Origin of the sequence: Geobacillus stearothermophilus ATCC 12980 (assembly GCF_030369615.1) — a bacterium.
GTDB lineage: Bacteria > Bacillota > Bacilli > Bacillales > Anoxybacillaceae > Geobacillus > Geobacillus stearothermophilus.
On the sequence record NZ_CP128494.1, the window covers coordinates 2080683 to 2106054 of the forward strand.

Annotated in this window: 23 protein-coding genes and 1 other annotated feature; of the genes, 1 reads left to right on the forward strand and 22 read right to left on the reverse strand. The window is 54.1% G+C overall.

All coding sequences use genetic code 11. The features are described 5' to 3' along the window. Window positions 1–42 precede the first annotated feature (42 nt). The 22 genes from lonB to QSJ10_RS11410 form a co-directional block, all read right to left on the reverse strand. Entirely contained in the window at window positions 43–1716 is a 1674-nt protein-coding gene (gene lonB / locus QSJ10_RS11305; protein ID WP_053532392.1) for an ATP-dependent protease LonB, read from the reverse strand. A gap of 143 nt (window positions 1717–1859) precedes the next feature. After that, window positions 1860–3125, reverse strand: a complete 1266-nt coding sequence (gene clpX / locus QSJ10_RS11310; RefSeq protein WP_033014328.1) for an ATP-dependent protease ATP-binding subunit ClpX — start codon at window positions 3123–3125, stop codon at window positions 1860–1862. Between the two features lie 229 nt (window positions 3126–3354). Continuing rightward, entirely contained in the window at window positions 3355–4641 is a 1287-nt protein-coding gene (gene tig, locus QSJ10_RS11315; protein WP_033014329.1) for a trigger factor, read from the reverse strand. 164 nt (window positions 4642–4805) lie between these two features. Beyond that, window positions 4806–5786, reverse strand: coding sequence for a tetratricopeptide repeat protein (locus tag QSJ10_RS11320; RefSeq protein WP_033014331.1), 981 nt, complete (start codon window positions 5784–5786; stop codon window positions 4806–4808). A 204-nt stretch (window positions 5787–5990) separates the two neighbouring features. Then, window positions 5991–6584: a 3-isopropylmalate dehydratase small subunit gene (leuD, locus tag QSJ10_RS11325; protein ID WP_011232131.1), complete on the reverse strand. Its 594-nt coding sequence runs from the start codon at window positions 6582–6584 to the stop codon at window positions 5991–5993. A gap of 96 nt (window positions 6585–6680) precedes the next feature. After that, entirely contained in the window at window positions 6681–8096 is a 1416-nt protein-coding gene (gene leuC, locus QSJ10_RS11330; protein WP_033014333.1) for a 3-isopropylmalate dehydratase large subunit, read from the reverse strand. Between the two features lie 20 nt (window positions 8097–8116). Continuing rightward, on the reverse strand, window positions 8117–9232 hold the full coding sequence (gene leuB / locus QSJ10_RS11335; protein WP_033014334.1) for a 3-isopropylmalate dehydrogenase: 1116 nt from the start codon (window positions 9230–9232) through the stop codon (window positions 8117–8119). A gap of 17 nt (window positions 9233–9249) precedes the next feature. Next, entirely contained in the window at window positions 9250–10797 is a 1548-nt protein-coding gene (locus tag QSJ10_RS11340) for a 2-isopropylmalate synthase (protein WP_033014336.1), read from the reverse strand. Next, entirely contained in the window at window positions 10784–11809 is a 1026-nt protein-coding gene (ilvC, locus tag QSJ10_RS11345; RefSeq protein WP_033014337.1) for a ketol-acid reductoisomerase, read from the reverse strand. Before ilvC ends, QSJ10_RS11340 begins: the two co-directional genes overlap by 14 nt. A gap of 121 nt (window positions 11810–11930) precedes the next feature. After that, on the reverse strand, window positions 11931–12449 hold the full coding sequence (gene ilvN / locus QSJ10_RS11350; protein WP_033014338.1) for an acetolactate synthase small subunit: 519 nt from the start codon (window positions 12447–12449) through the stop codon (window positions 11931–11933). Next, on the reverse strand, window positions 12437–14155 hold the full coding sequence (gene ilvB / locus QSJ10_RS11355; RefSeq protein WP_033014347.1) for an acetolactate synthase large subunit: 1719 nt from the start codon (window positions 14153–14155) through the stop codon (window positions 12437–12439). Before ilvB ends, ilvN begins: the two co-directional genes overlap by 13 nt. Window positions 14156–14225: 70 nt before the next feature. Next, window positions 14226–14493 (reverse strand) — a binding site (T-box leader). Between the two features lie 22 nt (window positions 14494–14515). After that, window positions 14516–15415, reverse strand: coding sequence for a branched-chain-amino-acid transaminase (gene ilvE, locus QSJ10_RS11360; RefSeq protein WP_033010640.1), 900 nt, complete (start codon window positions 15413–15415; stop codon window positions 14516–14518). Between the two features lie 337 nt (window positions 15416–15752). Then, window positions 15753–16259 carry a metallophosphoesterase family protein gene (locus QSJ10_RS11365; protein ID WP_033014339.1) on the reverse strand — a complete coding sequence of 169 codons (507 nt, stop codon included), beginning with the start codon at window positions 16257–16259 and terminating at the stop codon, window positions 15753–15755. Continuing rightward, window positions 16256–16870, reverse strand: a complete 615-nt coding sequence (locus QSJ10_RS11370; protein WP_033014340.1) for an XTP/dITP diphosphatase — start codon at window positions 16868–16870, stop codon at window positions 16256–16258. Before QSJ10_RS11370 ends, QSJ10_RS11365 begins: the two co-directional genes overlap by 4 nt. Continuing rightward, on the reverse strand, window positions 16867–17640 hold the full coding sequence (gene rph / locus QSJ10_RS11375) for a ribonuclease PH (RefSeq protein ID WP_033010643.1): 774 nt from the start codon (window positions 17638–17640) through the stop codon (window positions 16867–16869). The genes QSJ10_RS11370 and rph overlap by 4 nt, the downstream gene beginning before the upstream one ends. 384 nt (window positions 17641–18024) lie before the next feature. Then, window positions 18025–19101, reverse strand: a complete 1077-nt coding sequence (locus tag QSJ10_RS11380) for a GerMN domain-containing protein (protein WP_033014341.1) — start codon at window positions 19099–19101, stop codon at window positions 18025–18027. 105 nt (window positions 19102–19206) lie between these two features. After that, entirely contained in the window at window positions 19207–20001 is a 795-nt protein-coding gene (gene racE, locus QSJ10_RS11385) for a glutamate racemase (RefSeq protein WP_033014342.1), read from the reverse strand. 9 nt (window positions 20002–20010) lie between these two features. Then, window positions 20011–20454, reverse strand: coding sequence for a MarR family winged helix-turn-helix transcriptional regulator (locus tag QSJ10_RS11390; protein ID WP_033014343.1), 444 nt, complete (start codon window positions 20452–20454; stop codon window positions 20011–20013). 453 nt (window positions 20455–20907) lie between these two features. Further along, window positions 20908–21132 carry a helix-turn-helix domain-containing protein gene (locus QSJ10_RS11395; protein ID WP_049624963.1) on the reverse strand — a complete coding sequence of 75 codons (225 nt, stop codon included), beginning with the start codon at window positions 21130–21132 and terminating at the stop codon, window positions 20908–20910. Window positions 21133–21352: 220 nt separating this feature from the next. Next, window positions 21353–22114, reverse strand: coding sequence for a succinate dehydrogenase iron-sulfur subunit (sdhB, locus tag QSJ10_RS11400; protein ID WP_049624962.1), 762 nt, complete (start codon window positions 22112–22114; stop codon window positions 21353–21355). Between the two features lies 1 nt (window position 22115). Beyond that, window positions 22116–23873, reverse strand: a complete 1758-nt coding sequence (sdhA, locus tag QSJ10_RS11405) for a succinate dehydrogenase flavoprotein subunit (RefSeq protein ID WP_033014351.1) — start codon at window positions 23871–23873, stop codon at window positions 22116–22118. A gap of 151 nt (window positions 23874–24024) precedes the next feature. Continuing rightward, window positions 24025–24633 (reverse strand): succinate dehydrogenase cytochrome b558 subunit, encoded by a 609-nt coding sequence (locus QSJ10_RS11410; protein ID WP_049624961.1) that lies wholly within the window; start codon window positions 24631–24633, stop codon window positions 24025–24027. A 241-nt stretch (window positions 24634–24874) separates the two neighbouring features. Here QSJ10_RS11410 and QSJ10_RS11415 point away from each other — a divergent pair, with 241 nt between their 5' ends. Beyond that, window positions 24875–25327 (forward strand): YslB family protein, encoded by a 453-nt coding sequence (locus QSJ10_RS11415; protein WP_033010653.1) that lies wholly within the window; start codon window positions 24875–24877, stop codon window positions 25325–25327. The last annotated feature ends 45 nt before the right edge of the window (window positions 25328–25372 follow it).

Sequence of the window (25372 nt, forward strand, 5' to 3'; positions counted from 1 at the left end):
GCTTTCGTTGCCAATCGTTCGCCTTGCCGCCGTTTCCTTTGGCTAGACGAGCTTTTTCTCCGAGCGGTCCATAGCCGCTGGCAGCAGCACGGAGCCGCGGCGGAGCGCCTCTTCGTCGAACACATGGACGAGCACTTCCTCGAGGCGGCGGACGGCGATGATTTGAATGCCGCTGACTTCGCCTAGCAACGATTGCATATTCTCAATCGGGATGATGACTTTTTTCGCCCCAGCTTGTTTGGCCGCTTTGATTTTGGCGAACACGCCGCCGACCGGTTTCACGCAGCCACGGATACTGATTTCTCCGGTCATCGCGACCGTATGATCGACTGGAAGCTGGTAAATGGCGGAATAAATGCCGACTGCAATCGCCACCCCGGCTGAAGGGCCGTCAACCGGCACCCCGCCCGGGAAGTTGACATGAATGTCGTAACGGTCGGCCGGCACGCCCATCGCCCGCAACACAGTGATGACGTTTTCTGCTGAACCGCGCGCCATGCTTTTGCGGCGCACCGATTTTTCGGCGCTGCCGATGCTCTCTTCCTCAATAATGCCCGTGACGTTGATCGTCCCTTTTCCTTTCGCCGGCAAGGCGGTCACTTCAATTTCAAGAAGCGCGCCGGTGTTCGGGCCGTACACGGCAAGGCCATTGACGACGCCGACCGCCGGGGCGGACGCAATTTTCTTTTCATAGCGCGGGGCCATTTGGCTTGAATGAATGACCCATTCAATGTCTTTATCCAAAATTTTGTCGCGGTTTTCCGTAATGGCAAGACCGGCGGCGATTTGCATCATGTTCACCGCCTCCCGCCCGTTGCGCGCATAGGCAGCAAGCAGGCGAATGCCGCTTTCTGACACGTTCAGGCGGATTTTTTCCGCCGCCTTTTTGGCGATGAGGGCGATCTCATCTTGGTCCAATTCACGGAAAAATACTTCCAGGCAACGAGAGCGAATGGCCGGAGGAATTTCGTTCGGCGTGCGCGTCGTCGCCCCGACAAGACGGAAATCAGCCGGCAGTCCATTTTGGAAAATATCGTGAATATGGCTTGGGATTTGCAGATTTTCTTTGCTGTAATAGGCGCTTTCAAAAAATACTTTCCGGTCCTCAAGCACTTTCAGCAGCTTGTTCATTTGGATCGGATGAAGCTCGCCGATTTCGTCGATGAATAAAACGCCGCCGTGGGCGTTCGTCACCGCCCCTTGCTTCGGCTGGGGAATGCCGGCTTGCCCCATCGCCCCGGCCCCTTGGTAAATCGGGTCGTGCACCGAACCGATGAGCGGATCGGCAATGCCGCGCTCGTCAAAACGCGCCGTCGTCGCGTCAAGCTCCACGAACACCGCATTTTTCTTAAACGGGGAGAGCGGATTTTTTTTCGCTTCCTCAAGCACGAGCCGAGCAGCTGCCGTCTTGCCGACGCCAGGGGGGCCGTAAATGATGACATGCTGCGGGTTGGGGCCGCATAAAGCAGCTTTTAACGCCTTGATGCCGTCTTCCTGACCGACGATATCGTCAAAACTTTTCGGCCGCACTTTTTCCGCCAGCGGCTCGGTGAGCGAAATCGAACGCAGCTTGCGGAGCTGTTCCATCTCTTTGCGCGACTCCTTATCAATCGAAACTTTTTGCACACGTTGCCCTCTTAGCAAATTCCAAAAATAAAGGCCGATGATGACCCCGAAAAACAGCTGGATGACCAGTACGATGTTCGTCCAATCCATGCCCCGATATCCTCCTGCCTTTAGATGGTATGTAGTATGATAGTATCTCCGCGAACGGGCGGGAATAAACAAAAAAAGCGCCGACCGGCGCCAAGGGCATGGGCGGCAAAAAAAGAAACCGCCGAAAAAAGGCGGTTTTCCCATCAGGCAGATGTTTTCCGTTCCAGCTCGATGACGGTGCCGTCATGACGGATCAGCGTCGGCGGCTTTGTGCCGCGCACCGTGTCGAGCGTGATGATGCACTTTTGCACATCTTCGCGCGACGGCAACTCAAACATCACATCGAGCATAATGCCTTCGATGATCGAGCGAAGGCCGCGCGCGCCCGTTTTCCGCTCAATCGCTCTTTTCGCGATTTCCCGGAGCGCCGCTTCTTCAAACTCGAGTTCAACGCCGTCAAGCTCCAGCATTTTTTGGTATTGTTTCACGATCGCGTTTTTCGGCTTCGTCAAAATATCGATCAACGCCTGTTCGTCAAGCGGCTCAAGCGTCGTAATGACCGGCAGACGGCCGATGAACTCCGGAATAAGCCCGAACTTGAGCAAGTCTTCCGGCAGCACTTTCGACAGCAAGTTTTTCTCATCAACATCGGCTTGGTTCATTTCCGCACCGAATCCGATCACTTTTTTGCCGAGGCGGCGCTTAATGATCGGCTCGATGCCATCAAACGCCCCGCCGCAAATGAACAAAATGTTCGTTGTGTCGATTTGGATGAACTCCTGATGCGGATGTTTGCGGCCGCCCTGCGGTGGAACGCTGGCGATCGTTCCCTCCAAAATTTTGAGCAGCGCCTGTTGCACCCCTTCACCGGAAACATCGCGGGTGATGGAAGGGTTTTCCGATTTACGGGCGATTTTATCGATTTCATCGATATAAATAATGCCTTTTTCTGCCCGTTCCACATCATAATCGGCCGCTTGGATGAGCTTTAACAAAATGTTTTCGACGTCCTCGCCGACATAGCCTGCCTCCGTGAGCGATGTCGCATCGGCGATGGCAAACGGCACGTTTAAAATGCGCGCCAATGTTTGCGCCAGCAGCGTTTTCCCGCTCCCGGTCGGTCCGATCATCAAAATGTTGCTTTTCGACAGCTCGACATCATCGATTTTGCTGCCGGAATTGATCCGTTTATAATGGTTGTAAACCGCAACGGCGAGCGATTTTTTCGCGTCATCTTGGCCGATGACGTATTCATCTAAAATTTCCCTGATCTCCATCGGCTTCGGCACGTCTTTAAATTCAAATTCTTCCTCGTTTCCAAGCTCTTCCTCGACGATCTCCGTGCACAATTCAATGCATTCATCACAAATGTAAACGCCCGGGCCGGCGACGAGCTTGCGCACTTGGTCTTGCGTTTTGCCGCAAAACGAACACTTTAGCTGCCCTTTTTCATCATTAAATTTAAACATGTCATTCACCCCTTGCTAACAAAATCGCACCTGCGTTATGTATCATGTCTCGCCATCCCATGTTGCAAAAAACTTATGTATTCGCTATTTTACCATACATGCGTCAAAAAAAGCGAATGAAAAACCCGTGATGTATTAGAAAAGTTTGAAAAATCACCTCCAGGCGCCAATGACTGAGATAAAGAACAAGGCACGAACGTCTCGCGCCTTGTTCCTTCTACCTTTATTATTATGCCGCAACCGTGCTGTGCTCCACAAGAAAATCGATCGTTTTCCGCCATTTTAAATCTTCTTTGACGCCATCCAAGCTGCCGAGCAGCTCTTTTAACTTGTCCACGCTCAAGTTGTAGGCTTCCGCCATTTTTTGGAGTTCTTCCTCCACCTCTTCATCGGTTACCTCGATGTTTTCTGCTTTGGCGATCGCTTCGAGCGTCAAGGCCGCACGCACCCGTTTTTCGGCGTCTTCTTTCATTTGCTCACGCAACGCCGCTTCATCCTGACCTGAGAATTGATAGTACAGCTGCAAGTTCAGCCCTTGCATTTGCAGTCGTTGATCAAATTCGCGAAGCATCCGGTCCGTCTCGTTTTGCACCATGACAGCCGGAATATCGATTTCCGCATTGGCAGCCGCTTTTTCGACGACCGCATTGCGCAACGCCGTTTCCGCTTCATTCTTTTTCGCTTCTTCCAGACGGGCGCGGATTTTCGCTTTCAGTTCGTCAAGCGTTTCAACTTCTTCATCGACGTCTTTCGCAAACTCGTCATCCAAAGCCGGCAATTGCTTCGCTTTCACTTCATGCACTTTCACTTTGAACGTCGCCGGTTTGCCGGCCAGCTGCTCAGCGTGGTATTCTTCCGGGAACGTCACTTGAATTTCTTTTTCTTCGCCGGCTTTCATACCGACAAGCTGTTCTTCAAACCCCGGGATAAAGGTGCCTGAACCGATTTCGAGCGAATAGTTTTCCGCCTTGCCGCCTTCAAACGGCTCGCCGTCGACAACCCCTTCGAAATCGATGACGACCGTATCGCCGTTTTCCACCGTCCCGTCTTCTTTCACGACAAGTTCGGCGTAATTTTCTTGCAAACGTTTCAATTCGTTTTCGACATCTTCGTCCGTCACGGTTGTATCCATTTTTTCCACTTCAAGCCCTTTGTATTGACCGAGCTTCACTTCCGGCTTTACGGTCACTTTCGCTTTGAAAATTAAGCTTTTGCCTTTTTCCATTTGCTCAATGTCAATCTCCGGCATTGACACCGGTTCGATGCCTGCCTCTTCGACGGCTTTGGCATACGCCTCTGGCAGCAAAATATCGAGCGCGTCTTGATAGAGCGCCTCAACGCCAAACCGTTTTTCAAACAGGACACGCGGCACTTTCCCTTTGCGGAAGCCCGGCAGCGCAATATTTTTCACCACTTTTTTAAATGCGGCATCCAAGCCTTTGTTCACTTGCTCGGCGTCGACCTCAACGGTCAATACGCCTTCGTTCCCTCCAAGTTTTTCCCATTTGACTGACATCCTTGTTCCCTCCACCTGAAATCATTGCTCGGACCATAGCGCACTCCGCTTGTCCATATCTTTTTATGATGCCCAATTATGTAGACAAGTATGCGAAAACAGATACATAGCACAGCCACTATATTATAACATACAACAGCCATGTTTCAACAGAGAACTAGCCATTAGAGGGAGGAAAGTTCCTCTATTTCGTATAGATTTTGGCAAAGCGTTTCCATCTCCGCCGCCTCCACACCGTAGCGGTCGGCCAAGGCGGTCGCGTCAGCATCCAAGCCTAAAAACCGGCTCGCCATCCAATGGAGAGCAGCAAGCCAGGCCGCTGCATCCGCCGGCTCTGGCGGAAACGGGTACAACACATATGCATAGCGAAGCCAAATGTCCGCCGCCGTTTCATACAAACTCGGGCTTTCCGCCGCGAGCTGCTGTTCAAGCCGACCCAGCAGCGATGAAGCAAATTCCGTTTCCGTCTGTTCGTCCAACGCTGACGGGACGACCTCCATGCAACGGCCAAATTTCTCAACCGTCACCGTTTCGTTGACTTGCTTCCCTGTCAACAGGCGAAGGAGCATCGTTTTCGCCATCGGGCTTTTTTCCGGTGCGCGTAAATATTGCTTGAGCAACGGCAGCACCGGCTCGATGTCTTCTTTTTCCAGTTGTTTAATCAGTTGCAGCTGCTCAGCAATGTCCCCGGACTCAAGCAGCCGTCTCACCCGCTTCCACTCCGCGGGCGGAAGCGTGCGGGCATTCATTTTTTCACTAAACCGGAGCAGCTGATGAAGCTGTTCGCGCAACGAAGCGGATAGCGACGGATGGCGCAAGGCGGCGCGGATCACCGTTTCCGCCTTGCTGTATCGATTCGTTTGCAGCAGCACAGCGAGATACATTTGCAACAGATCGCTGTTGTTCGGCTGTTCGTCAAGTAAGGCGGCGAGGCGCCACTCCGCCTCATCGTAGTCTCCAAGCTCATAGCAACAGACAGCCAGCCCAAGGCGAACAGGAAAACTGTGGTCGCCAAGCTGTTCAGCAGCGCGCAAAAAGCGGAGCGCTTCTTTGTAGCGTTTCGCTTCAAGCGCCGCAAACGCTTCTTCCATCAGTCGTTCTTTCGTTTGCGGAAACATGATGATTTTTCCTTTTTTCCCGGTCATCTTCGCCCGCTCCCATTTGCATTTACCATCAGTGTAACAAGTTTTCCCTAGCGAAACAACCCGCGCCTTGCTGGGTAACACAAACCGCTTGTTTGCCAAAAAGCAGCCGGCCTCTGGACGCAGGCGCCGTCAAACGCGAAAAAGGCTGCGCCCGCCGATTGGCAGAGCAGCCCATCTCTCCTTGCCTCCCGAAACACATGGCGCTTACGGCCGTGGACAATGCCGTCGTTCGTAGGCGGCGATATGCGCTTCGTACACAAACGTCAAATCAATTTCGTCCCATCCTTTTAGCAACAGCTGTTTTCGATACGGGTCGATGTCAAACGGACGCGAAAATCCTTCATCGTCAAATACCCGCTGTTCTTCAAGCGAAACCGTCAGTTCATAGTCTGCGCGCTCGCTTTGGCGCAGCAAGTAGCGGACATCCTCTTTATCCAGCCGGATCGGCAACAGCCCGTTTTTTAAGCAGTTGTTGTAAAAAATATCGGCAAACGATGGGGCAATGATGACGCGAAATCCGTAATCTTGGAGCGCCCACGGCGCATGTTCGCGCGATGAGCCGCAGCCGAAGTTTTCATCGGCGACTAAAATCGTCGCCCCTTCGTTTTCCGGGCGGTTGAGCTCAAACTCCGGATTTGGCGTGCCGTCGCTCAAATACCGCCAATCGTAAAAGAGAAACTGGCCAAAGCCGGTGCGTTCAATCCGTTTCAAAAACTGCTTTGGAATGATTTGATCGGTATCAATATTCGCCCGGTCGATGCCGGCGGTTTTCCCGCGGTGAATCGTAAACGGCTTCATCCCGTCTCTCCCCTTCCGTCCCGTGTATCGTTCGTTTCTATGCCGCTTTTGAGAAGATAGCCCCAAAACGGGGGCGGCCATATCAAGGAGCACCCGTCATCGGACCAGCTCAGCTTCAAGCTGGCGCACATCGACAAAATGTCCGTAAATCGCAGCCGCCGCGGCCATCACCGGGCTGACGAGATGCGTGCGCGCCCCTTTTCCTTGCCGCCCTTCAAAGTTGCGGTTCGACGTTGACGCACAGTGCTCGCCTTCCGGAATGATGTCCGGGTTCATGCCCAAACAGGCGCTGCATCCAGCATCACGCCATTCAAAACCGGCATCGATGAAAATTTGCGCCAACCCTTCCGCCTCGGCTTGTTTTTTCACTTGCTGCGATCCAGGCACGACGAGCGCCCGTACACCCGGAGCCACTTTTTTCCCTTTCACGATGCTCGCCGCCGCGCGCAAATCGCTGAGGCGTGAGTTGGTGCACGAACCGATGAAGACGTGCTGCACCGGAATATCCGCAATCAGCGTGCCCGGCTTGAGCCCCATGTACTCAAGCGCCCGGCGCACCGCGTTTTGCTCTGTTTTGTTTTCAAACTGCTCGGGATGCGGCACGACACCATCGACCGATGTGCTCATCGCCGGGGTTGTACCCCATGTCACCATCGGGGCGATCGTCGACGCGTCGATTTCAATCGTCTTGTCGTATTCCGCCCCCTCATCGCTTGCAAGCGCCCGCCACCGTTCGACCGCTTGCTCAAACGCTTCGCCTTTTGGCGCATATTTGCGGCCGCGCAAATAGGCGAATGTCGTTTCATCCGGGCTGATGAGCCCGGCTCTCGCCCCCGCTTCAATCGACATGTTGCAAATCGTCATCCGTTCTTCCATCGACATGCGGCGGATCGCCTCACCGGTAAATTCAATAATATAGCCGGTGCCGACGCCAACGCCATAGCGGCCGATAATGGCCAAGATGACATCTTTGGCGGTCACCCCTTTGCCGAGGCGGCCGTTGATGCAGATTTGCAGCGTTTTCGGCTTATGCTGCCAAAGCGTTTGCGTCGCCAGCACGTGCTCGACCTCGCTTGTGCCGATGCCAAACGCCAACGCGCCAAACGCCCCGTGCGTCGACGTATGGCTGTCGCCGCAAACGATCGTTTTCCCCGGTTGGGTCAAGCCGAGCTCCGGACCGATGACGTGCACGATTCCTTGCTCTTCGCTATGCAAATCTGCCAGTGGGATGCCGAACTCGCGGCAGTTGCGCTCAAGCGCAGCGATTTGGTTGCGCGCCACTTCGTCGGTAATCACAAATCGGTTAACGGTCGGCACGTTATGGTCCATCGTCGCAAAGGTCAAATCCGGCCGCCGCACCTTCCGCCCTTTTTGCCGCAATCCTTCAAAGGCTTGCGGCGAGGTCACTTCATGCACTAAGTGCAAATCGATGTACAATAAATCCGGTTTGCCCTCCTCACGGTAGACGACGTGGTTTTCCCAAATTTTATCGATGATCGTTTTCGGCTTCATTGGTTTTCACCTCGCACGTCTTAGGTATAAACGGTCCTAATTTGAGCAATGGTCGTATAATCCAGCACCGCCGCTTTGATTTCTTCGACCATTTCGTTCGTGGATACGATGCGGCCGCCGCTTGGCGCCAAGTCGGCGGTGCGCAAACCTTGATCGAGCGCCTGCCACACCGCGTGCTCTACCGCCTCCGCTTCCGCGGTGAGCCCGAACGACAGGCGAAGCATCATCGCGGCCGACAAAATCGCGGCAATCGGATTGGCTTTGTTCATACCGGCAATATCAGGCGCCGAGCCGTGAACCGGCTCATACAAACTCGGCCCGGAAGCGGATAAGCTGGCTGACGGCAGCATCCCGAGCGAACCGGACAGCATCGAGGCCTCGTCGCTCAAAATATCGCCAAACATGTTTTCTGTCACAATGACATCAAACTGCTTCGGCGCGCGGATGAGCTGCATCGCGGCATTGTCAACAAGCATATGCTCAAGCGTGACGTCCGGAAATTCCTTCGCCACCTCTTCGGCCACTTCTCGCCATAATCGGCTTGACGACAGGACGTTCGCCTTGTCGACCGACGTCACTTTTTTCTTCCTCCCGCGCGCAAGCATAAACGCCATGCGCACGATCCGTTCGATTTCTTCCTTTTTATATAAGAGAGTGTCAACCGCTCTTTCTTCCCCGTTTTCCACGACGCGGCCGCTCGGCTGGCCGAAGTAAATGCCGCCGGTCAGCTCGCGGACGATGACAAAATCGACGCCTTTCACGAGATCCGGTTTTAACGGCGAAGCGGAAACCAAACTGTCATAGCAAACAACCGGCCGCAAGTTGGCATATAAGTCGAGCTGCTTGCGAATGGCAAGCAATCCTTTTTCCGGGCGCAAATGCGGAGGGTTGTCGTCCCACTTCGGACCGCCGACCGCCCCGAGCAGCACCGCATCGCTCTGTTGGCAAAGGCGAAGCGTCTCTTCTGGGAGCGGCGTCCCGGCTTCATCGATCGCGACTCCGCCAATCAATCCATACTCAAACGCAAACTCGTGGCCAAACCGGATGCCGACCGCTTTCAAAACCTCGACCGCTCCGGACGTCACTTCCTTGCCGATGCCATCGCCCGGCAAGACGGCAATCCGATAGTTTCCCATGTTTGAATCCCTCCGTTTTATGATGTTGCCACCTTTTCGTTTTCAGCACGCATCGCTTCGATCATAAACACGCGGTTCATGGCGTTGATGTACGCTTTCGCCGACGCCTCAAGCACGTCTTGCGCCGTTCCGCGCCCGCTCGTTTCAACATCGCGCACGCGCACTTTCACAAACACTTGCGCTAGCGCATCGCGGCCGCCGCCGACCGACTCAATCCGGTAGTCAAGCAGTGTCACTTCCGTTTGGAAGCAGCGCTCGAGCGTATTGTACAGCGCCTCGACGCTGCCGGAGCCGGTCGCCGCTTCTTGGATTTCATTCCCCTTCCCGTCTTTCAGTACCACGACCGCTGTCGGAATTTGATTCGTCCCGTATTGCACTTGAATGGAAGACAATTGATAAAAATCTTTGAAGTGGTCGAACTTCTCTTCGAAAATCAACGCGATTAAATCGTCGTCGGTAATATCCTTCTTTTTGTCCGCCAGTTCTTTAAAACGGACAAACAGCTGATTGATCTCTTCATCGGACAACGTGTAGCCGAGCTCCTCAACCCGGTTGCGAAGCGCATGGCGGCCGGAATGTTTGCCGAGCACCATCGAATTCGACGGCACGCCGACGAGCTCCGGTGAAATGATTTCGTACGTCGTTTTTTCTTTTAAGACGCCGTCTTGATGGATGCCGGATTCATGCGCAAACGCGTTTTTGCCGACGACCGCTTTGTTGGGTGGAACGACGACCCCGGTCAGCTTGCTGACAAGATTGCTTGTGCGCTTAATTTCTTGCAAATTGAGGCGCGTTTCCACTTGATAATAATCTTTGCGAATGTGAAGGGCGACGGCGATCTCCTCAAGCGCCGCGTTGCCGGCCCGCTCGCCGATGCCGTTGATCGTGCACTCGACCTGCGTCGCCCCATGCTCAATGGCCGACAACGAGTTCACCACCGCCATGCCCAAGTCATCATGACAATGAGCGGAGAGCGAAACATTTTCAATATTCTGAACATTGTTTTGCAAATAGAGGAAAATTTCCCCGTATTCTTTCGGCGTAATATAGCCGACCGTATCCGGGATGTTGATGACCGAGGCGCCGGCTTTGATCACTTCGGCGACGATTTTCGCCAAAAACGGCAGCTCGCTCCGGCACGCATCTTCCGCCGACCATTGGACGATCGGGAAAAAGCGCTTCGCGTATTTCACTGCCTCAACCGCCGCTTCAATCACTTGTTCCGGCGTCATCCGCAATTTATGCACCATATGGATCGGCGAGGTGGCGATGAATAGGTGGAGCCGCGGCTCCGCGCCGCCTTTTAACGCCTCCCACGCCGCATCAATGTCGCTTCGGACCGAGCGCGACAGCCCGGTGACCGAGCATGTTCTCACCGTTTCGGCAATTTGTTTGACCGCCTCAAAATCGCCTTTTGACGAGGCGGGGAAGCCCGCCTCGATGATGTCAACCCGCAGCCGTTCAAGCTGACGGGCAATTTCCAACTTTTCTTGCAAGTTCAAATTGACGCCGGCCGACTGTTCCCCATCGCGCAATGTAGTATCAAAAAACTTAATGTTTCGCACCTGGCACCACCGCTTCTTTTTGTTTTGCTTTCACAAACGGCATCATGCTCCGCAGTTCGCGTCCGACGACTTCGATTAAATGCTCGTTCTCGCGCCGGTTGATGGCGTTGAACTCCGGACGGTTTGCTTGGTTTTCCAAAATCCAGCTTTTCGCGAATTTGCCGGTTTGGATGTCATCGAGCACCTTTTTCATTTCCGCTTTCACGGCGTCGTTAATGATGCGCGGACCGGTGATAAAGTCGCCCCATTGCGCCGTATCGGAAATCGAGTAGCGCATCCACGACAAGCCGCCTTCATAAAGAAGATCAACGATGAGCTTCATTTCATGCAAACACTCGAAATAGGCGACTTCCGGCTGATACCCGGCTTCAACGAGCGTTTCAAACCCGGCCTTGATGAGCGCCGTCAGCCCGCCGCACAGCACCGCTTGTTCACCGAACAAGTCGGTTTCCGTCTCTTCTTTGAACGTTGTCTCCAACACCCCAGCTCGAGCAGCACCAATCGCTTTCGCATAGGCGAGCGCCGTTTCTTTCGCGTGTCCGGTTACATCTTGATAAACGGCGATGAGCGCCGGCACCCCGGCTCCTTCCGCATATGTGCGACGCACGAGATGGCCTGGTCCTTTCGGCGCCACCAAGAAGACATCGACATGCTCCGGCGGGACGATTTGGCTGAAATGAATGTTAAACCCGTGCGCAAACACAAGCGCGTTGCCCGGTTCAAGCCCCGGTTCAATCTCTTCCTTGTAGACAGCCGGCTGTTTCTCATCCGGCAGCAACACCATCACAATATCCGCTTGTTTTGCCGCTTCGCGCACCGAGTATACTTCAAAGCCGTCCTGTTCCGCCTGCTCCCACGATTTCCCTTTGCGCAACCCGACAATGACGCGGACGCCGCTGTCGCGCAAGTTTTGTGCATGGGCGTGGCCTTGTGAGCCGTAGCCGATGATCGCGACCGTTTTCCCTTGCAAATATTGTTCGTTTGCATCCCCGTTATAGTAGACTTTTGCCATGATTACCCTCTCCTTTGTCGTGTAGTGTAAATGGGCCGCCATGCGCCCTCATTGCGCACAGGCGCGGTTATTCGTATCGACAATGTTTTGACAACGATCGTTGCAACGGAGACAGCGGCCGTTAAATGATAAACGCCGTTTTCTGGTTGGCTGCCGCTTTTTGCGCCCCGCGGGTGAACGCGGTCGTACCGGTGCGCGCCACTTCTTTGATGCCATAGGGGCGCAACAGCTCAATCAACGCCTCGACTTTTTCCGGCTCGCCGGTGACTTGAATGACGAGGCTGTCTTTGCTGACGTCGACGATCGAGGCGCGGAACGGCTCAATGAGCGTGTAGATTTCTTGGCGGATCGCCGGAGCAGCCGACACTTTCACAAGCGCCAGCTCACGGGCGACGATCGCCTGATCCGTGATGTCATTGACTTTCAATACATCGATCTGCTTGTTTAGCAGTTTGATAATTTGTTCCGCGGTCCGTTCGTCGTCGACATTGACGACAAATGTCATCCGCGAGACTCCATCGATTTCCGTATGCCCGACGGTGATGCTTTCGATATTGTAATGCCGCTTCGTAAACAGCCCGGTGATGCGGTTTAACACGCCCGGGCGGTTGTTGACCGTCATCGTGATCATTCTTCGCACGCTTTCACCCCCACCATTTCATGAAGCCCTTTGCCAGGCGACACCATCGGATACACGTTCTCGTCGGCGCGGACGTGGAAATCCAACAGCACCGGGCCGTCCATCGCAAACGCTTGTTTTAACACTTCAGCTGCTTCCGCCTCCGTCTTCGCCCGCAGCCCCGGTATGCCGTATGCTTCAGCGAGTTTTACAAAATCCGGATGATTCGGGATGAGCGAATGGGAGTACCGTTTTTCGTAAAACAGCTCCTGCCATTGCCGCACCATGCCGAGCGCCTGGTTGTTGACGATGACGATTTTAATTGGCAACCCCAGCTCTTGAATGACCGACAGCTCTTGAAGCGTCATTTGGAAACCGCCGTCGCCGACGATGGAAACGACGGTCGCGCTCCGATCCGCCAGCTGGGCGCCGATCGCTGCCGGAAGCCCAAAGCCCATCGTGCCGAGCCCCCCGGACGTCACCCACCGGTTCGGTCGATTGAACTTGTAATATTGCGCCGCCCACATTTGGTGCTGGCCGACGTCCGTTGTGACGATCGCTTCGCCATTTGTCAATTCGTAAATCATTTCGATAAGCTTTTGCGGCTTGATCGTCCCGGCTTCCGGCTCGTAATGGAGCGGGAAGCGCCGCTTCCACTCATTGAGCTGTTCGAGCCACGCCGCGTTGTCAGCCGGTTTGCCTTGCTGGGCGATCAGTTCCTGCAGCGCCGCTTTGGCGTCGCTGACAATCGGAATTTTGGTCGGCACGTTTTTGCCGATTTCCGCCGGGTCGATGTCGATATGAGCGACAGTCGCCTTTGGCGCGAAGTATTTCAAGTTGCCAGTGACCCGGTCGGCAAAACGGGCGCCGATGTTGATAAGCAAATCGCACTCATAGAGCGCCATGTTCGCCGTGTACGTCCCGTGCATGCCCGCCATCCCCAAGAAAAGCGGATGGTCTGCTGGGAAGCCGCCAAGGCCAAGAAGCGTATGAACGACCGGAATGTTTTGCTGCTCGGCGTACTGCCGCAATTCGTTTGCCGCGTCGGCGTGCAAGACGCCGGCGCCGGCTAAAATGACCGGCCGCTTCGACTGGCTGACCGCCTCGACAAGACGGCGGATTTGCCAATGGTTCGGCTGTGTCGTCGGCTGATACCCAGGCAAGCAAACTTCTTCATCGTAATCGAATTCCCCTTCGGCCGTTGTGATGTCTTTCGGAATATCGATCAACACCGGTCCCGGTCGTCCAGTCGTTGCGATGTGGAACGCCTCTTTGATGATTTTCGGCAGCTCACTGATGTCGCGCACTTGGTAGTTGTGTTTCGTAATCGGCATCGTAATCCCGACGACATCGGCTTCCTGAAAGGCGTCCGAGCCGATGACGCTCGTCGCTACTTGCCCAGTGAACACGACGAGCGGCAACGAATCCATCATGGCGTCGGTCAGTCCGGTGACGATGTTGGTCGCTCCCGGCCCCGATGTCGCGATGACGACCCCCGGTTTTCCCGAAATGCGCGCGTACCCTTCCGCCGCATGAATGGCTCCCTGCTCGTGCCGCGTCAAGACGTGAAACACACCGGCTTTATACAGCTCATCGTAAAGCGGAAGCACCGCGCCGCCCGGATAGCCGAAAATGACTTCGACTTGCTCCGCCTTCAGCGCTTCGATCAACATCATCGACCCGCTCATCTTCGTCTTCGTCTGCTCCTCCACGTTCATCTTTGCCATCGTCGATCCTCCCCGTTGGTTGTGATTCATATAAAAAACCTTTTCACCCACCATGACTGGCATTTCCAGCCAAAGGGGCGAAAAGGTTTCCTTTCCGCGGTACCACCCTTCTTCACGGCCATGACGGCCGCCTCAGGAGCAGCCAGCCGAAACCGGCTGCTCGTTTTTTGTAACGGGTGAAGCGCACATCCCCACCCGTCCGGCCCTACTGGCGAATCTGCGTTCAAGCCGGCGCTCGGAGGTGAGTTCATCAAGCGGCAACATCACCGGTTCGCAGCTCCCCCGGCTCTCTGTGGATGTTGGCCCCGCTGACTACTTATCCTCGTCAACGCTTTCTCGCTATATGGTTGTCATTCTTGCTCAACTGACATTGGCGTTCGTCGGATACACCTTTACTCCTTCGACGACTACGCGGCGGCGGAATTCTTCAAGCAGCCGCTTCGTATGCGGACCCGGCGTCCCGTCGCCGATCGTCCGGCCATCGACTTTAATGACGGAAATGACTTCGGCTGCCGTCCCGGTTAAAAACACTTCATCTGCCACATACACGTCATGGCGGGTGAACGGCTCCTCTTTCACCGTATAGCCGAGATCAACGGCAATTTCCATAATCGCCTGACGCGTGATGCCTTCCAGCGCCCCGACATACCCTGGAGGCGTGTAAATGACGCCGTTTTTAATGATGAAGACGTTGTCGCCGGAACCTTCGGCCACATATCCTTGGTCGTTTAAGATCAGCGCCTCGCTCACGTTGGCCAAATGCGCTTCGATCTTCACGAGAACATTGTTCAAATAGTTGAGCGATTTGACCTTCGGACTCAGCACATCAGAGCGGTTGCGGCGCGTCGCTACTGTCACCACTTCGATGCCGGTTTCATATAAATGTTTTGGAAAGAGCGCGAGCGGCTCCACGATAATGACGATTTGCGGCGTTTTGCATTTGTACGGATCAAGGCCCAAATCGCCAACCCCGCGCGAAACGACTAAGCGAATGTATGCATCCTGATAGCCGTTGCGGCGGACGGTTTCAAGCACATGGCCGATCATTTCGTCCTTCGTATATGGAATGTCGAGCAAAATTGACTTGGCCGAATTGTACAGCCGATCTATGTGCTCCTCAAGACGGAAGACGTTGCCGCTGTAGACGCGAATGCCTTCAAATACGCCGTCCCCATACAAAAATCCATGGTCATACACGGAAATTTTGGCGTTTTCTTTTGTCACAAATTCTCCGTTTAAAAAGATCCATTGTTCGCCCACTTCGGTTCCCCTCTTCCTTGATCAGTCAACGGTTGCTTTAAACGGCTCGGTGATGCGTTTGAATCGTTTCTTTTGTTTGAAAATTATAATAATCCGAAACGACCGCGCCGTCAATAACTTTTTTTGAAAATTTCGATTCGTCGAACTGCTTGTATACGCTTACAATTTGATAGAATCAAGGATTTGCCGTTTAAAAAAATTTTTTCTTCGCCTAGCAGTGAAGAGGGAAGAAGCTATGTTTCCCCATTCGCAAAAGCAACGCAACGCCTCCGGCTCGAGAAACCCGCCGGCCTCTTGAAAACGTCCGGAAAACGAAAAAGACGGACGCTTTGTCCGCCTAGATGGAAAACGTTTGTTGCAAGCCTGGGACCGGCTTCCCTGCTGTGTCGTAAAATTCCACTGTCGCCCGGCCGTTTGCAGCGGTCAGCACCGCGTACGTTCTTTCTTTTCTCCCGCGCGGCAAGGCGATGCTGCCGGGATTGATGAACAGCACCCCCTCGATTTGCTCGGCCCCAGCCAGGTGGGAATGGCCGAAACAAACGACATGGGCGCTCGTTTCTTTCGCCCGGTAGTAGAGGCGCAGCAGCGACGTTTTGACGCCGTACAAATGGCCGTGCGTGATGAGAAAGCGAAGGCCTTCCGCCTCCTCGGTCCGCTCATTCGGAAACGCCGCGAAATCGCAGTTGCCGCGCACGACGACAAATGGAGCAAGTTCGGCCGCTTGAGCCGACAGCTCGGAATCGCCGCAATGAATAAACAGATCGGCTTCATGGCGATGGCGCTCGACAATGGCGGAGAGTTCGCCGCTGAGCCCGTGGCTGTCGCTTACAACGACCGCTTTCATTCCATCCGTCCCTCCCCTCCCATGATGTCATCCCATTGCTCGTCAAGCTTGGCCAGCGCCTTCGCCCGGTGGCTGATCTCATTTTTCTCTTCCGGGGTGAGTTCCGCCATCGTCTTCCCCTTTTCCGGAAGATAAAAGACGGGGTCATAGCCAAAACCGCCTTCTCCCCGCGGCGCTTCGGCGATGTACCCTTCGCACGCCGCCTCCACAACGGCCGTCGGCCGCCCGGGGATGGCGACCGCCAGTGCGCAATGAAACCGGGCGGTGCGCTGTTCCATCGGCACGCCTTCCAACTCGTGAAGCAGCTTCGCGATGTTGCGCGCATCGTTTTTGTCTTCACCGGCATAGCGGGCTGAATAGACGCCCGGCCGGCCGCCGAGCGCATCGACCACCAGCCCCGAATCATCGGCGATCACCGGGCAGCCGAAACGGTGAGATATGGCTTCCGCTTTTAACCGGGCGTTTTCGGCAAACGTGCTTCCCGTCTCCTCGACGTCCGGAACGTCCGGAAAATCAAGCAGCGATTTGACGTCGATGCCCCGCTTCGCAAACAAAGCGGCAAATTCGCGCACTTTTCCGGCATTTTTCGTCGCGATCACAATCTTGTTCACTCTGTCCCCTCCTCCTGCTTCGCTTCTTGCTTCGTCCCGATGCGAGCCGCCCAATCGCCCAAAACGCGGCGCTGCACGGCGATCAGCTGTTCAATGCCGATGTGCGCCGCCTCAAGCAATTCATCGAGCTCGGCGCGAGAAAAAGTCGCTTCTTCCCCGGTCCCTTGAATTTCAACAAACTGGCCGGATCCGGTCATGACGACGTTCATATCGACTTTTGCCCGCGCGTCTTCATCGTAATTCAAATCGAGCACAACGCCATGCTCCGGATCGATGCCAACGGACGTAGCGGCAAGAAAATCGCGGATTGGAAGCGCCTCGAGCTTCCCTTCGTCAACGAACTTGGAAAGCGCCAGCACGAGCGCCACGTAGCCGCCGGTGATCGAGGCGGTGCGCGTTCCGCCGTCCGCCTGAATGACGTCGCAATCGATCCAAACCGTTCGTTCGCCAAGCCGCTCCAATTCAACGACCGAGCGGAGCGCGCGGCCGATCAGGCGTTGAATTTCCATCGTCCTCCCCGACACTTTCCCTTTGCTTGCCTCCCTCGCATTCCGCTGCTCTGTCGCCCGCGGCAACATCCCATATTCGGCGGTGATCCATCCTTTTCCGCCGCCGCGCATAAACGGCGGCACTTTTTCTTCCACCGTCGCCGTGCAAATCACTTTCGTGTCGCCGATTTCAATCAACACGGACCCTTCGGCATGTTTCACATAATGCGGCTGTATATGTACAGGGCGCAGCTCACGGTTATGTCGTCCGTCTGCTCTCATTCACTCTTCCTCCTTTTTCCTTCCCGTTTGCCAGCAGGAGCCGGTCGGTCCTGCCTCCTTCCTTGCATCACGACTCCGTGCCGCCGTTGCCAAAAAACAAAGAGGCGGAGCACGCTTCCACCTCTTTGTTATACCATAACAGCCTATTCGTTTCCAGCTTGGGTGAACACCCCACCACTTACGCTTCGCTTAGAGGCGGGGGCTTCAAGCGACTTGTGCGTGTTCGCCGAACGGTAAGCCACACACAAGAACCCTTTACACTTTCCTTCGTTCCGAAGGGGTCCGTTCTAACCTTATTTTATCCTATTCGTTGGCTAACGCCAACCGACATTCATCTCCCACTTTCACTTTGCTTAGAAGCGGGAGACTTCTTTCGGAAAGATGTTAAAACGACCCGGTATTGACGTTTTGTGGGCGGGCGACCGGTTTTGTGAGCGGTTTGCCGTCTTCCGTAACAAGATCGGCTTTGCCGTTCACCGTAATCGTGACGCTCTCAACGCCGCTTTGCTCGGTGAGCGACAACACAAGCGAGTTCAAGACGACGTCAGAAATCACATTTTTCTTGTTGCTGCCAAAAATGCCTTCGTTAAAATTGAGCGTGACTTGGCCATCTTCGTATTTTGGCTTGTCAAGCAGCTTGGCGTCCGGCTGGAAGACGCCGACAAGCACACTGCCATGTTCCGGCCCTTGAATAAGTTCATGGACCGCCGCCGCGATATCATCTTTTTCTTGGTTGGAAACACGTCTTGTCACAGGGACATAATACGTCGTTTCTCCCTGTTGGGCAACAAAATACACGGTGACGGGATGCGTATTCGTAATGTCCGGCACACCGCCCGCCTCCATGTTGATGCCGTCGGCGCGGCTCACCCCGTCTTGAATCGGCGTTTTATTGACCGGCATCACCTCTTGGTCATAACCGTTAATGCGGATTTTGACGCGCTTAATGTTGTCAAACTGCGTCAACGTCCACGCAATGGCTTGCAAAATCCGCTTTTCGTCTTCCGGTTTGTATTGCTTGAATTCCGGTGAAAAATCGGCGATCAACGTCCCGTCTTTTTCAAGTTTGGTGCCAAGCACGGTTGTCCCTGCCGGAATGACGGCGCGGAAACCGTTCGGCAACATATTCGACACCGGTCCGTCTTCAACCAAATACTCAAGCACTTGTTTCGCAACAGCCTGCGTTTTTGGCAACTCAACCGTTTGCGGCACGACATATCCGTTTTTGTCAATCAGGTAAAGCTCTCGCTTGACCGTCTCGGTCGCCTTCTCTTCCTCTTTGGCCCCCTCTTTCCCTTTCGTTGCCTCCTCGAGCGCCTGGCCGTCTTTTACATAGCTCGTGTTTTGCGGCGGATCAATTTCCTTCACTGCTTCATCTTGGCCAAACAAGCCGCAGCCGCCGAGCAGCAAAAGCGAAGCGAGCACCGGCGCCGTCCATCTATGAACCGTCCGTTTGCCCATTGACGTTCCCTCCTACTCGTGGTTTGTACTACTATATATACGAGCCACTGTCCAAAATAGAATAAAAAAATCCTTTAGCGTCTATGCGCTAAAGGATTTTTTTGCCTACAGGCGAATCGATTCCACCGTTCCGATCGGTCTGCCAAACCACTTTCTTGAAATCTTTTCAAAAAGCTCTTTCGGACCGGTCGTAAAAAACAAATGCTCCGGCTCGCGCTGGCCCGTATAAAGAAGGTGGCTGTGATGCAAAATGGCGCTCACTTCGCGGGCCATTTCACCGCCCGAGCAAATCAGTTTCACTTTTTTGCCCATGTAGGCCCGGATCAGCGGGGCAAGCAGCGGATAATGCGTGCAGCCTAAAATAAGCACGTCAATCGGCAGCGGGCGCAGCGGAGCGAGCGACTCGGCGACGACCGCCTTCGCTTTCTCCCCTTCAAAATCGCCGCTTTCGACCAGAGGGACAAACTTCGGGCACGCCAAGCTTTCGACATGGACGTGCGGATTGATCGATTGGAGCGCCTTTTCGTACGCCTTGCTTCTCACCGTGCCGATCGTGCCGATCACGCCAATATGCCCATTTTTTGTCGCCTTCAAGGCGGCGCGGGCGCCGGGATGAACGACGCCGAGCACCGGAATGTCAAGCCGCTCCCGCACTTCATCGAGCGCGACCGCGGTTGCCGTGTTGCAGGCAATGACAAGCATTTTCAACGGATATTGCCGCAAGTAGTGAATCATCTGCCATGTAAATCGGCGAATTTCTTCAACCGGGCGCGGCCCGTACGGACAGCGGGCGGTGTCGCCAAGGTAAATGATCTGTTCCTTTGGCAGCTGCCGCATAATTTCTTTGGCGACGGTTAAGCCGCCGACTCCTGAATCAATGACACCAATTGCTCTTTCCAAGTGATCGCCTCATTCTTTCATCATTTCTTGATGCAGTTTGCGCAAACAGCGCTCAAAAACGACAATTTCTTCATCCGAAAAGTTTTCCAGCACTTGGGCCAAATCGCGCTGGCGTTTTTCAATCACTTCCTCAATGATGCGCTCGCCTTTTTCGAGCAGGTGAATGCGGACGACGCGCCGATCATGTTCATCACGCACTCGGGCGACGAGACCGTTTCGCTCCATGCGATCGACCAAGTCGGTCGTCGTGCTGCACGCCAAATACATTTTGTTCGATAACTCGCCAACCGTCAAGTCCCCTTCTTCAAGCAGCCATTGCAACGCAACAAACTGCGGAGGCGTGATGGGATAGTTCGTTAAAATTTCGCGGCCGCGCTGTTTTAAGTTGGCGGCGATATAGCGAAGCAATTTTTCCAACTCGGCAACCGTTTTTTCGTTCATCGCAGACGGCATACAATCTCCCCTTGATCATTTTCGCGGCCTGGCCCCAAAACAACGTGCCTCAGCCAACGGCCATTCTATTTTTCATTTTACAATACCGGGGGGCATAATCAATACAAAATATAGAACGCCGCTGCAGACAAAAGGCCAGACAGACGGCAAAGCCTCGTCCGGCCGCAAAGGAACATAACAGCCGGCCACCCGGAAAGGGAAAAGCCGGCATTGTGTGAACTACCCACCACCTACGCTTCGCTTAGAGGTGGGGGCTTCAAGCGACTTGTGTGTGTTCGCTGAACGGTAAGCCACACACAAGAACCCTTTACGCTTCCCTTCGTTCCGAAGGTGTCCGTTCTAGCCATATTCTATCATATTCGTTGGCTAACGCCAACCGAAATTCATCTCCCACTTTCACTGGTGCTGGCGCACCTTCACGTTTAGAAGTAGGAGACTTCTTTCGGAGGGAAGTTAAAGTTTCAGTTCGCCCATTCGAAGCAATTCAATCACAGCTTGCGAGCGCCCCTTGACCCCAAGCTTTTGCATCGCATTCGAAATATGGTTGCGAACGGTTTTTTCACTGATGAACAGTTCTTTGGCGATTTCCTTCGTCGTCTTATCTTGCACGAGCAATTCGAAGACTTCTTTTTCTCTTTTTGTCAAAAGCGGCTTCGATTGAAACGATTGATCCCTCAACGGTGGTAACCCTCCTTGCTCTCAATGGGCCCGAACTGCCGGATGGGTATTTCCTCACCATATCGTATGTGAGAGCAAGGACGGCGGTGACGAAATTTTGCTTATCTAATAGAAAAATAGGTCTTTTTTTTCGCCTCCCCACCTGATCAAAGACAAGGGGGCTGGGCAAGCGCAAAATCCCCTCCATGGCTGGCCACGGAGGGGATGAGAGGTCCAACTGTTACACTTCGTCGCTTCCAAAGAAATCGCGGAACATTTGAATCGTCGTTTCGCGGTTTAACGCCGCGATCGATGTCGTCAACGGAATGCCTTTCGGGCACGATTGCACGCAGTTTTGCGAGTTGCCGCAGTTGGCCAAACCGCCGTCGCCCATAATCGCCCGCAGCCGTTCGGCTTTATGCATCGCTCCGGTCGGATGGGCGTTAAACAGCCGCACCTGCGACAGCGGCGCCGGGCCGATAAAGTTCGACTTGCTGTTGACGTTCGGGCACGCTTCAAGACAGACCCCACACGTCATGCATTTGGACAGCTCGTACGCCCATTGCCGCTTCCGCTCCGGCATGCGCGGACCCGGACCCAAGTCGTACGTTCCGTCGATTGGAATCCATGCTTTGACGAGTTTTAGCGCATCAAACATCCGGCTCCGGTCGATGACCAAGTCGCGGATGACCGGGAACGTGCGCATCGGCTCCAGGCGGATCGGCTGCTCTAATTTATCAATGAGCGCCGCACATGCTTGCCGCGGCTTTCCGTTAATGACCATCGAGCAGGCCCCGCACACTTCTTCCAAACAGTTCATTTCCCAGGCGACCGGCGTCGTTTTTTCCCCTTTGGCGTTGACCGGATTGCGGCGAATTTCCATGAGCGCCGAAATGACGTTCATGTTCGGGCGGTACGGAATGACAAACTCTTCTTCATACGGCGCGGAATCCGGACGATCTTGGCGCGTGATGATGAACCGAACCGTTTTGTTTTCGCTCATCTTACTTCACTTCCTCTTTCTTTTTGCTGTAGTCGCGTTTGCGCGGCTTAATCAACGAGACATCGACATCTTCGTAATGGAACGCCGGACCGTCTGGCGTATAGCGGGCCATCGTCGTTTTCAGCCATTCTTCGTCATTGCGTTCCGGAAACTCCGGCTTGTAGTGCGCCCCGCGGCTTTCGTTGCGATAGTACGCGCCGAGCGTAATGACGCGGGCAAGCTGGAGCATGTTGTACAGCTGGCGGATAAACGTCGCCCCTTGGTTGCTCCATCTCGACGTATCGGTGACGCTGATGTTTTTATACCGCTCCATCAGCTCTTGAATTTTCTCATCGGTCTTCAGCAGCCGGTCGTTGTAGCGGACGATCGTCACGTTTGCCGTCATCCATTCACCGAGCTCTTTATGCAGCACGTAGGCGTTTTCCGTGCCGTCCATCGCCAAAATGTTTTCCCATTTTTCCTGCTCTTGTTTGACATAACGGTCGTACAGCGTCGACGGCATCGCATCGGCCGATTTCTCGAGGCCGCGGATGTAGCGGACTGCATTCGGGCCGGCGACCATTCCACCGTAAATCGCCGACAGAAGCGAGTTTGCCCCGAGACGGTTGGCGCCATGAATGGAATAATCGCACTCACCGGCGGCAAACAGCCCTTTGATGTTCGTCATTTGGTCATAGTCGACCCATAAGCCGCCCATCGAATAGTGAACGGCCGGAAATACTTTCATCGGCACTTTGCGTGGGTCTTCGCCCATGAACTTCTCATAAATTTCGATAATGCCGCCGAGCTTGATATCGAGCTCTTTCGGATCTTTATGGGAAAGATCGAGGTACACCATGTTTTCGCCGTTGATGCCGAGCTTCAAGTCGACGCACACATGGAAAATTTCCCGGGCGGCGATATCGCGCGGCACCAAGTTTCCGTAAGCCGGATATTTTTCCTCAAGAAAATACCATGGTTTTCCATCTTTATACGTCCAGACGCGGCCGCCTTCCCCGCGCGCCGATTCGCTCATCAACCGAAGCTTGTCATCGCCTGGAATCGCGGTCGGATGGATTTGGATAAACTCGCCGTTCGCGTAGTAAACCCCTTGCTGATAGGCGATGGAAGCCGCCGATCCGGTATTGATGACCGAGTTCGTCGATTTCCCGAAAATGATCCCCGGGCCGCCGGTCGCCAAAATGACGGCATCGGCAGGGAACGCTTTAATTTCCATCGAACGCAAGTCTTGCGCGACAATGCCGCGGCAAATTTGTTCGTCATCCAAAACGATCCCCAAAAATTCCCAATGCTCATATTTCGTCACAAGCCCCGCTACTTCATGGCGGCGCACTTGTTCGTCAAGCGCATACAAAATTTGCTGTCCGGTCGTCGCCCCGGCGTACGCCGTGCGGTGGTGCTGCGTCCCGCCGAAACGGCGGAAATCAAGAAGCCCTTCCGGCGTGCGGTTGAACATGACGCCCATCCGGTCGAGCATGTAAATGATCCCTGGCGCCGCCTCACACATCGCTTTGACCGGAGGCTGGTTCGCCAAGAAGTCCCCGCCATAGACGGTATCGTCAAAGTGTTCCCACGGCGAATCGCCTTCCCCTTTCGTGTTGACCGCTCCGTTAATGCCGCCTTGGGCACAGACGGAGTGAGAACGCTTTACCGGAACGAGCGAAAACAACTCAACAGGCACTCCTGCTTCGGCGATTTTAATCGTGGCCATCAAGCCGGCCAACCCGCCGCCGACAACGATGATTTTTCCTTTTTTCATGGCTACTCACTCCCTAGAAAATTGCTGCTTTTGCTTCAATGTCCCTCGGTTTGCCTCTGTCGATCAAGCGTTCGTTCGACAAACGGCTGCAGCGTGATCCATCAAGAGCCAACGCAGCGGTTCATGTCATCCAACAGCTGAAATCAATTTTTTACGCAAAAGCCAAAATGGCGCGAATGCCGACAATCGAAAGCGCGACAAAGATGATCATCGTAATGTACGTGAACACTTGCTGTGAACGAGGGGATACCGTTAAACCCCAGCTGACGAAGAACGACCATAAACCGTTGGCGAAGTGAAAGACGGTCGACAAAATACCGATAATATAAAACCAAAGCATAAATGGATTATCGACAATATTGGCCATCATATCATAATTCACTTCAGCGCCAAACACGGCTTGCACCCTTGTTTCATACACGTGCCAGACGACAAAAATCAATGTGATAATGCCCGTAATCCGCTGAAGCATGAACATCCAGTTGCGGAAATAGCCGTACTGGCGCGTGTTGAATTTGGCTGTAAACGCGATGTAAATGCCGTATACCGCGTGGAACAGCAATGGAAGGAAAATAATGAAAATTTCCAAGAAAATACGGAACGGCAAGTTTTCCATAAACGCAGCCGCCCGGTTAAACGCTTCCGGTCCGCGCGTCGCAAAATGGTTGACGACCAAGTGCTGCACTAAAAACACCCCAACGGGGATAACCCCGAGCAGCGAATGGAGCCGGCGATAATAAAACTCGCGATTCCCTGCCATTATGTAAACCCCCTTTAACGTAAGTAAAAATAAATTCTCCTCGTTACAGAATGGATAGAAACGCCTTCCATTTCCATCTTGCATTTGTCACATTCATTGTACTCCCACATTATACAAGCGTCAAGAAAACATCGTCACAAAGTGTTCAAACATTCTCCGTTCACGTTTTTTGCAAGAAAGAGAGTGCATGCCGGCGGCTGTTTGGCTATAATGGGAAAATGGATAGAAAGAGGGGAACATGATGAGACAGCCATCATTGGAAAAACAGTACGAAACATTTCGATCGATTACCCAATCGGCGTTTGGCGCTGAGCTGCTCCGCCATTCGCTTCTTCCCGAGCTGCTCGGCAAAAACGCCCCGTCCCTTTTATACTGGGCGGGCAGACAGCTGGCGCGTCGCTATCCGCTTCGCGACTTGGAACAAATCGCCGCTTTTTTTGAGGAGGCCGGCTGGGGAACGCTGACGGCTGGCGAAGAACGGAACGACGAGCTGCCCATCGAGCTGTCCGGCTCTATCATCGCCGCTCGCTTTTCCTTGTACGGCAGCTGCTCGTTTCAGCTCGAAGCCGGATTTCTTGCCGAACAGATTGAGCAGCAAAAACGTCTTGTCACCGAAGCGGTTGAACTGCCGGCCAAGCGAGCCGGCCAGGCGCGCATTTTAGTCAAATGGGACCGGAAGCAGCCCATCGAGTAACGAAAGGGCGTCCCGGCTCAGCCGGACGCCCTTTCGTTTCCGTTT